Source organism: Haloparvum sedimenti (assembly GCF_001462205.1).
Taxonomy (GTDB): domain Archaea; phylum Halobacteriota; class Halobacteria; order Halobacteriales; family Haloferacaceae; genus Haloparvum; species Haloparvum sedimenti.
In genome coordinates, this window is the sequence record NZ_LKIR01000142.1 from 170,940 (window position 1) to 179,583 (window position 8,644).

Consider the following 8,644-nt stretch of genomic DNA (forward strand, 5'->3'; position numbering starts at 1 on the left):
GCTCGCGTCTCTCCACACAGCCCGACGCGAGTGCTTGTCTGGCGAGACGGTCCGGGCTGCCTGCAGTGGCGGGCTGCCGGGCTGCGACTCGCTGACTCTCGCTCGGCAGGCTCGCGAGAGCGGCGCCGGGGCCGGATCGAGTCGGCTGCCCCTTTCAGTCCCACCCCGAACGCGACCGCACAGCAGCCTCACGCCTCCCCAGCCTCGGTCGCGCGCGTTGCTCGCGCGCGCCGACTGCACCGCACCGCCGCGATCACTGACCGGGCAGCCGTTTCCAAACCCTCGACATTTTCGCGGCTTGCATCGGTCGTCCGAGTCGTCGCTCAGTCGTCCGCGTCGCCGTTCAGCCGGATCGCCATCTCCAGTTCGAAGCTCTCCGCGTTGGAGGTCTCGAAGCCGATCTTCTTGTAGAGCGCGACCGCGGCGCGGTTCCAGCGCTCGACGGTGAGCCACACCTTCCGGATCCCCTCGGCCTGCCCGTAGCCGAGCAGCGCCTTCATCAGCCGCGTGCCGATTCCGGCCTCCTGGTACTCCTGCAGGACGAAGATGGCGAGCTCGTAGGCGTCCTCGTCGGGGACGAGCGTGGCGTGACCGGCGGCGTCGTCGCCGTGCCACGCGATCACGTTCAGGCAGTCGTCGGCGAGGATCGTGTCGAGCCAGTCGCGGACGGCCGCGGGCTGGCTCGGGGGGATCCCCTGCGCCCGGTCCGCGGGGTCGAAGGCGTCGTACATCTCCGCGAGCGCCTCGTGTTCGGCGTCGCTCCCGTCGTAACCCCGGATCTCGATCACCCGGCCCTCGCGGTCCTCGAACGACAGCGGCGGCTCCGGGAACGGCTCGGCCACGTCGTCGGGGAAGCGTGCGGGCGTCATCGGACCAGCGTGACCGAGGTCGTGGCGTTCAACAGGACGAACTGCGCGATGCTCCCGAGGTTGATCTTCCCCATCGGGCTGGTCTGGCCGCCACCGAGCGCGATGATGTCGAACCCCTCCGACTCCGCGATCTCGACGAGCCGGCTCCCGGGATCCCCCTCGACACGGCGGATCTCCGCCTCGAGCGCGGCGTCGGCGAGCACCTCCTCGGCGCGTGCGACGACCTCCTCGGGCGACCGCGGTGAGTCCGGATTCTCCACGACCGCCACCGTCAGGTCGTCGCCCGCGCTGACCGCCCGCTCGACGGTCCGCTCCAACGCGTGCAGCGAGTCGTCGCTGCCGCCGATCCCGAGAAGCACCTTCATGCCCGTTTCCTCTACGGCGCACCTCAAAAGGGTTGTCCGTCCGGGGGCAGGAGATCCGGTCGACGGGAACCCTTTTGCCGGGCGCTGGGGTTAGATGGGGTATGAGCGAGGACCCTGCAGGCGCGTCCGACACCGCGGACGCGGCCCCCGAGTCGTCCGAGAGCGCGGCGGACGTTGATCGAGAGACGCGCCCCGATGCGGAGAAGGCGGCCACCGAACCGGAGTCGACGACCGCCGACGCGGAGGGGGCGGCGGACGGCGAATCGGATCCGGCGGACGGCGCGTCGGATCCGGCGGACAGCGCATCGGACCCGGCGGGCGACGTGCCCCCGGACGTACAAAAGTACGAGCGCTTCACGAAGATGGACGGCGCGCAGTACGACCGCGTCAACGAGTTCCTGCGCGACCGAACCTACATCACCGCCCGCGAGTGGGCCATCGCCCGGCTCTGTGCCGACTTCCGGACGGAGACGGGCGTCGAGATGACGAAGATCGGCGAGAACCTCCCCGAACTCGTCCCCTTCATGACCGACACCTACACGCCGCAGGCGGTCAATCAGGCCCGCCACTCCTTCGAGGAGAAGGTGACGAAGGCGGGCGCGACGTTCCTCTACGGCGCAATGTGCGGCTTCTTCACCGCCGAGGACTTGGACGAGATGATGTACGAGGTGACCGAGATCGCGAAGTTCCTGATGGAAGTCGAGGGAGTCGACCTCGCGGTCGAGGACGAGCTGGAGGCCGAGGAGCGCATCTCCAGCGTCATGCGGGAGGTCCGCGAGGAGAGCCAGCGCCTCCGCGGACAGGAGGTCACCTGCCCCGAGTGCGGCCACGTTCACGAGCCGACTCCCGACGAGTAGGGCGCTCGCGGTCGGTTCCGACACCACTTAGCCACCGGCGCGCCCACCTCGCCCATGGACTTCGAGACCACCTTCGGAACGTCCAGGCCGGTGATCGGGATGGTCCACCTCGGCGCCCTCCCCGGAGCGCCGCAGGCGGACGCGGGGATCGACGCGGTCGTTGAGCGCGCGGTCGCGGACGCCCGGGCGCTCGCGGCGGGCGGCGTCGACGGGATCATGGTCGAGAACTTCGGCGACGCGCCCTTCTACCCCGACGACGTGCCGAAACACACCGTCGCGTCCATGACGCGTGCGATCACCGAGATCGCCGACGCCACGGACCGCCCGCTCGGCGTGAACGTCCTCCGGAACGACGCGCCCGCGGCGGTGGGCATCGCGGCCGCGACCGGCGCGGACTACGTCCGCGTGAACGTCCACACGGGCGCGCGCGTCTCGGATCAGGGGGTCCTCCAGGGGAAGGCCCACGAGACGATCCGGCTCCGTGAGCGACTCGACGCCGGCGACGTTGGCGTGTTCGCGGACCTCGACGTGAAACACTCCGCGCCGCTGGCCTCGGGCGAGTTCACCGCCGAGTCGTTCGCCGACCAGACCGAGCGCGGCCTCGCGGACGCCGCGGTCGTCTCCGGGCGCGGCACCGGCGAGCCGACCAGCCCCGCGGACCTCCGCGAATGGGCCGCGCGCCGGGACGAAGTCGGGCTGGAGACGCCGATCCTGGTGGGAAGCGGCGTGACCGAGGAGAGCGTGGCCGACCTGCTGGACATCGCCGACGGCGTCATCGTCGGCACCGCGCTGAAGGAGGGCGGCGAGACGACCGCATCGGTCGACGAGGGGCGGGTCGCGGACCTGGTCGCGGCCGCCGACGCGTCGAGATAAATCGGCCCCAGATCTCCGTACGACGTACGCGGGGTTCTTGCCTCTACTGTGGATCCTGCTGGTCGGGATAGTGTTCTCTCGGGCCTCTCGCCCGACTCCCCCTGCTACAGATCTGCGTTCGTCTCGCCTGCAGTGCCTGCTGATCTGGACAGCATCGTCCAGAAAGCCCCACCCCCGCACCGCGACAGCACCATACAGCACCGCAACCGCACAGCACCGCAACCGCACAGCACCGCAACCGCACAGCACCGCAACCGTCCCTCCGGGGGTGACGTTGGCTGGTCGAACCGCCGCCAGCCGCCGCGTGCGGCCGTACCACAGGACCGAGGCGGTTAAGGGCTAACCGCGGAAACGGGCACCCAAGAATGCCCAGCGGAGAGTATGACCCGGACACCGCCGAGCCGCACTGGCAGCGCCGATGGGTCGACGAGGAGACCTACGCCTACCCCGACGGGGAGACCGACCCGGACACCGCCTTCTCCATCGACACGCCGCCGCCGACCGTGTCGGGCAACCTCCACTGGGGCCACGCCTACGGCTCCATCCTGCAGGACATCGTCGCCCGGTTCAACCGGATGAACGGGCACGACGTCTTCTACCCCTTCGGCTACGACGACAACGGCATCGCCTCCGAGCGGCTGGCGGAGCGGGAGCTCGACATCCGACATCAGGACTTCGAGCGTCGGGAGTTCCAGCGCAAGTGCCGCGAGGTCTGCCGCGAGTACGAGGCCGACTTCACCGAGAAGATGCAGGGGATGGGCCTCTCCATCGACTGGAACAACACCTACCGCACCATCTCCCCCGAGGTCCAGCGCGTCTCCCAGCTCTCCTTTATCGACCTGTACGACCAGGGCCGCGAGTACCGCGAGAAGGCGCCCGCCATCTGGTGTCCCGAGTGCGAGACCGCCATCTCGCAGGTCGAGACCGAGGACGCCGAACACGACTCCCACTTCCACGACATCGCGTTCGCGGTCGCGGACGCGGGCGAGGAGTTCACCATCTCCACGACGCGGCCGGAGCTTCTGCCCGCCTGCGTCGCGGTCTTCGTCCACCCCGAGGACGACGAGAACCAGCACCTCGTCGGCGAGGACGCGGAGGTACCCCTGTTCGGACACGAGGTGCCGATCATCGCGGACGACCGCGTCGACATGGAGACCGGCTCCGGGATCGTGATGTGCTGTACGTTCGGCGACCAGAACGACATCGAGTGGTACCAGGCCCACGACCTGGACCTGCGCGTCGCCATCGACGAGTCCGGTCACATGACCGACGTGGCCGAGGCCTACGAGGGCATGCACTCGAACGAGGCCCGCGAGGCCATCGTCTCCGACCTCGACGATGAGGGCTCCCTGCTCGACCGCCGCGCGATCACCCACACCGTCAACGTCCACGAGCGCTGCGGCGTCGGCGTCGAGTTCCTCGTCACCGAGCAGTGGTACATCCAGGTGCTCGACAAGCGCGAGGAGTACCTGCAGGCCGGCCGCGAGATGGAGTGGTTCCCCGAGAAGATGTTCACGCGGTACGAACACTGGGTCGAGGGGCTCCAGTGGGACTGGCTCATCTCCCGCCAGCGCTCCTCGGGCATCCCGTTCCCGGTCTGGTACTGCGCCGACTGCGACCACACGGTCGTCGCCGAGAAGGCCGACCTCCCGGTCGACCCCCTCTCGGACGACCCGCCGGTCGACGCCTGCCCCGAGTGCGGCCATAGCGAGTTCGTCCCCGAGGACGACGTGCTCGACACGTGGGCGACCTCGTCGCTGACTCCCCTCATCAACGCCGGCTGGGACTGGGACGACGACGCGGGCGAGTTCACCATGGATCGCCCGGAGATCTACCCGATGGACGTGCGCCCGCAGGGCCACGACATCATCTCCTTCTGGCTGTTCCACACCGTCATCAAGTGTTACGAGCACACGGACGAGGTGCCGTTCGAGTCGGCGATGATCAACGGGATGGTGCTCGACGAGAACCGCGAGAAGATGTCCAAGTCGAAGGGGAACGTCGTCGACCCCGGCGAGGTGATGGAGGAGTTCCCGGTCGACGCGGCCCGCTTCTGGGCGGCCGGCTCCGCGGTCGGCGACGACCTCCCCTATCAGGAGAAGGGCCTCCGCGCGGGCGAGAAGCTGATCCGCAAGCTGTGGAACGCCTCGAAGCTCGTCGAGTCGCTCGCGCCGGAGCCGTTCCCGGACGAGCCGGACGAGCTCCGCGAGATCGACCGCTGGCTGCTGGCCGAACTCGACCGCGAGATCGAGTCCACCACCGAGCTTCTGGAGCGCCGCGAGTTCTCGAAGGCGCGCGACGGACTCCGGACGTTCTTCTGGAACACGTTCTGTGACGACTACCTCGAGATCGTCAAGAACCGCGAGGATGCCTCCGCGGCGTACGCGCTCCGGACGGCCCACCGTCGGTTCCTGAAGCTGTTCGCGCCCCTGCTCGCGCACGTGACCGAGGAGCTGTGGCACGACATGTACGCCGAACACGACGCCGTCGCCGGTACCCCCGCCGCGGAGTCGATCCACCTCGCCGACTGGCCCGAACCGCTCGGGCTGGAGGCGGACCACGCGGCCGGCGTCGCGGCGACCGAGGTGGTCGGCGCGCTCCGGAAGTACAAGAGCGACAACCAGCTCCCGATGAACGCGACGCTGGACGCCGTCGAGGTGTACGGCGACGTCCGCGGCTTCGAGGCCGACATCACCGGCGTGATGCACGTCGACGACCTGACCGTCCACCCGGACGCCGACGCGCCCGTGGAGACGGTCGTCGCCGGCATCGACCTCGACTACGCCACCGTCGGCCCGAAGTACGGCGACGACATCGGCGACATCGAGGCCGCGCTCGCGCAGGACGAGTTCGAACTCGCGGGCGAGGAACTCCACGTGGCCGGGTTCGAGCTCACCGCGGACGAGTTCTCCGTCGAGCGCGAGCGCCGCTACGACGGCGCGGGCGAACTCCTGGAGGTCGGCGACGTGGTCGTCATCGTCCGCAACGAGCCCGAGACGTAGCGCGCCGCGGTCCTTTTTGTCGAGGCTTTCCGTCGAACTACCCGTCAGCTCCGACTACAGGTCGGCGCCGACCGCGTCCGCCACCGAGTCGAACCCGTCCCGCTCCAGCAACTCCAGCAGCCCCTCGTTGATGTCGCGGGCGAGGCCCGGCCCCTCGTAGACGAGACCGGTGTAGAGCTGGACCAGCGAGGCGCCCGCCCTGATCTTCGCGTACGCGCCCGCGGCGTCCGAGACGCCGCCGACGCCCACGACCGGCACGTCCGTGCGCTCCGCGATGAACCGGACCATCTCCGTGGCAGTCTCCTCAATGGGGGCGCCCGAGAGCCCGCCGCGCTCGGCCCTGCTCGGGCTCCGAAGCGAGTCGGGTCGCGAGGTGGTCGTGTTCGTCGCGATGACGCCGTCCAGCCCGAGGTCGTCGACGACCGCGAGCGCCTCCTCGACCGCCGGACGGGGGAGGTCCGGCGAGAACTTCACGAGCAGGGGCGAGGCGCCGGCGTCCGACAGCGTCCCGAGGATGCGTTCGAGCGCCTCCCGGTTCTGTAACTCGCGTAGACCGGGCGTGTTCGGGCTGGAGACGTTCACGACGAAGTAGTCGCCCGCGTCCGCGACGCGCTCGTAGGTGTACAGGTAGTCGTCGGCCGCCTCCTCCAGCGGGGTCGACTTCGACTTGCCGACGTTGATGCCGACGGGCACGTCCGGGAGCGGCTCCGCGTCGAGCCGCTCGCCGACCGCGTCCGCGCCGTGGTTGTTGAACCCCATCCGGTTGATCAGCGCGCGGTCCTCCTTCAGCCGGAACATGCGCGGTCGAGGGTTCCCCGGCTGGCGCTCCGCGGTGACGCCGCCGACCTCGACGTGGCCGAAGCCGAGCGCCGCCAGCGCCCGGGGCGCCTCCGCGTTCTTGTCGAAGCCGGCCGCGACGCCGACGGGATTCGGGAACGCGCAGTCGAACGCCTCGGTCTCCAGCCGCTCGTCCTCGACGACGTACCGGCGACGGAGCAGGTCGGTCGCGGGCGTTCCCTGTACCGTTCGCAGGAGCCGGTGCGTGGCCCGATGTGCGGTCTCGGGCGGCAGCGCGAACAACAGCGGCTTGCAGAGATCGTACGCGCTCGTCATTGGTTGCCTCTCGGAGCGAACGCCCATGAAGCCGCCGGACCGGAGCGATTCGACCCGGTCACCGACAGGGGCGGTAAAAAAAGCGCAGCGTCAGAAGTCGTGTTCGAGGTCTTCGGGGTCCGACTCGGCCTTCTGGATGATGATCTTGCCGTCGCGGACGCGGACGAACACCTCGTCGCCGATGTCCATCCCGGCGACGGCGAGTTCGTCCTCGTGGAGGTTCACGTGGACGTTGTGGTACTCGCCGTCGTCGTCCTTGGCGCCACTCGGACTGAGCTTCTTCTTGCGAACCATCGCGGTTGTCTGCCCCAACCTCGCCGCACGAGATACATAAGTGTTGTTTACGCGATGTACGCCCCGCAGACATCGATGTGCGCCTCGCGGCCATCCCGACGTACGCCCCCCAGAGGGCTCGGTTCGAACGCTCGTTCCACCCTCGTTCACTGGCCGGAACCGACCGCGGGCGAGCGCGATGACCCGTCGCGCCGCGGATTTTGGACCGGATCTGCGCCGAATTACCGGTGTTTCGGGGGCGATCGGACCCGCCGTCACCACAAGGTTATAAATAGAAGGAACCGCCGTCCCCCTATCTGCCCGATATATTTATAACAGATTGTGTGTTGGATTGCCATGGAGGTCAAAAACCATGGTACGTGAAGACGGTAAGCGGAACTTCGCGCTGCGCGAAGACGACGGTTCGGAGTCGAGCGTCTACTCGGGTAACACGCCGCGGCAGGCCGCGCTGAAGGCGGCCCGTCGGTTGGACCCCGCGAGCTCGGAGTCCGCGGCCGACAAGACCGAGCTCAAGCTCCGGGAGAAAGGGACCGACAAGGTCCACATCTACGAGGGCTGGGCGTGGGAGGAGACGGCACCCGACAACAGCCCCGACTGGATGCCCGAGGAGATCACCGAGGCGAACGTCTCCAAACAGGGTATCAAACACCTCGAAGAGTAATTCCCGGGCCGCATCGATCCGCGTTTTTCGACGCTTATACGACCGCCGAGTCGCTACGCTCGTCCGCGCGGCCAGTCATTCGGCGGGACTCGCTGTGCGGCACGGGATGACCGTCCGACCTCCGACCGCGCGATACCTTTCGGCGATCTCCGAGACCGAGAGCCGCAGCGTCGGGGGTCCTCGCTTCTCTCACGATCGATCGGCGGTCGCGGCCCGTGAAACCGCATGCCGTACGGCGATCGCTTCGACGGGGTTAAGTACTGGCCTGCCATTCGAATGAATGCGAAGAACGCTCCCGCGAGGGGGCGACCGGGACCCTTCGGGGTCTCGGGCGACCGTTCCGACGCCCTTATGTGTGGGCGACGATTCGGAACGTAATGCGAAGAACGCGACGCGAACTCGGACCGTTCAACCCGGTCCGCTTTCGCAGAGTCGGCCCGGTTTCCATGCCGACGTCGCCCGTGGGGCTACCCCCGGGCGGCGCACTCCGACTCGACCCATGAGGATCCCATCCCTGCGGTCCGCCGTAAGACGGGATCTGATGTGAGCCAACGACGTTCGGTGTCACCCGCTTTCGCGAGTGACCCGAACACGGACCATGCAATGGTGC

Annotated in this window: 8 protein-coding genes; 4 read left to right on the forward strand and 4 right to left on the reverse strand. The window is 68.5% G+C overall.

From position 1 onward, the window contains the following. Window positions 1–323: 323 nt before the first annotated feature. Together AN233_RS15400 and AN233_RS15405 are read right to left on the reverse strand one after the other, a co-directional pair. The gene (locus AN233_RS15400; protein ID WP_058367639.1) at window positions 324–869 is read right to left on the reverse strand and encodes a GNAT family N-acetyltransferase; all 546 of its coding nucleotides are present in this window, start codon (window positions 867–869) and stop codon (window positions 324–326) included. After that, window positions 866–1,234, reverse strand: coding sequence for a universal stress protein (locus AN233_RS15405; RefSeq protein ID WP_058367640.1), 369 nt, complete (start codon window positions 1,232–1,234; stop codon window positions 866–868). The genes AN233_RS15400 and AN233_RS15405 overlap by 4 nt, the downstream gene beginning before the upstream one ends. Window positions 1,235–1,335: 101 nt before the next feature. Between AN233_RS15405 and AN233_RS15410 the strand changes: the two genes are divergently transcribed. From AN233_RS15410 to AN233_RS15420, 3 genes are all read left to right on the forward strand, one after another. Further along, window positions 1,336–2,091 (forward strand): DUF5806 family protein, encoded by a 756-nt coding sequence (locus tag AN233_RS15410; RefSeq protein ID WP_058367641.1) that lies wholly within the window; start codon window positions 1,336–1,338, stop codon window positions 2,089–2,091. Window positions 2,092–2,145: 54 nt separating this feature from the next. After that, window positions 2,146–2,964, forward strand: coding sequence for a BtpA/SgcQ family protein (locus AN233_RS15415; RefSeq protein ID WP_058367642.1), 819 nt, complete (start codon window positions 2,146–2,148; stop codon window positions 2,962–2,964). A gap of 365 nt (window positions 2,965–3,329) precedes the next feature. Next, complete coding sequence (locus tag AN233_RS15420; protein ID WP_058367643.1) at window positions 3,330–5,966, forward strand: valine--tRNA ligase; 2,637 nt, start codon at window positions 3,330–3,332, stop codon at window positions 5,964–5,966. A gap of 54 nt (window positions 5,967–6,020) precedes the next feature. Here the strand turns inward: AN233_RS15420 and AN233_RS15425 are convergent, their stop codons facing one another. Both AN233_RS15425 and AN233_RS15430 read right to left on the reverse strand, forming a co-directional pair. Continuing rightward, window positions 6,021–7,079, reverse strand: a complete 1,059-nt coding sequence (locus AN233_RS15425) for a quinone-dependent dihydroorotate dehydrogenase (RefSeq protein ID WP_058367644.1) — start codon at window positions 7,077–7,079, stop codon at window positions 6,021–6,023. 90 nt (window positions 7,080–7,169) lie between these two features. Then, window positions 7,170–7,373, reverse strand: coding sequence for a hypothetical protein (locus AN233_RS15430; protein ID WP_058367645.1), 204 nt, complete (start codon window positions 7,371–7,373; stop codon window positions 7,170–7,172). Between the two features lie 352 nt (window positions 7,374–7,725). Here AN233_RS15430 and AN233_RS15435 point away from each other — a divergent pair, with 352 nt between their 5' ends. After that, a complete protein-coding gene (locus AN233_RS15435) occupies window positions 7,726–8,034 on the forward strand; it encodes a non-histone chromosomal MC1 family protein (protein ID WP_058367646.1) in 309 nt (102 codons plus the stop codon). Window positions 8,035–8,644 lie beyond the last annotated feature (610 nt).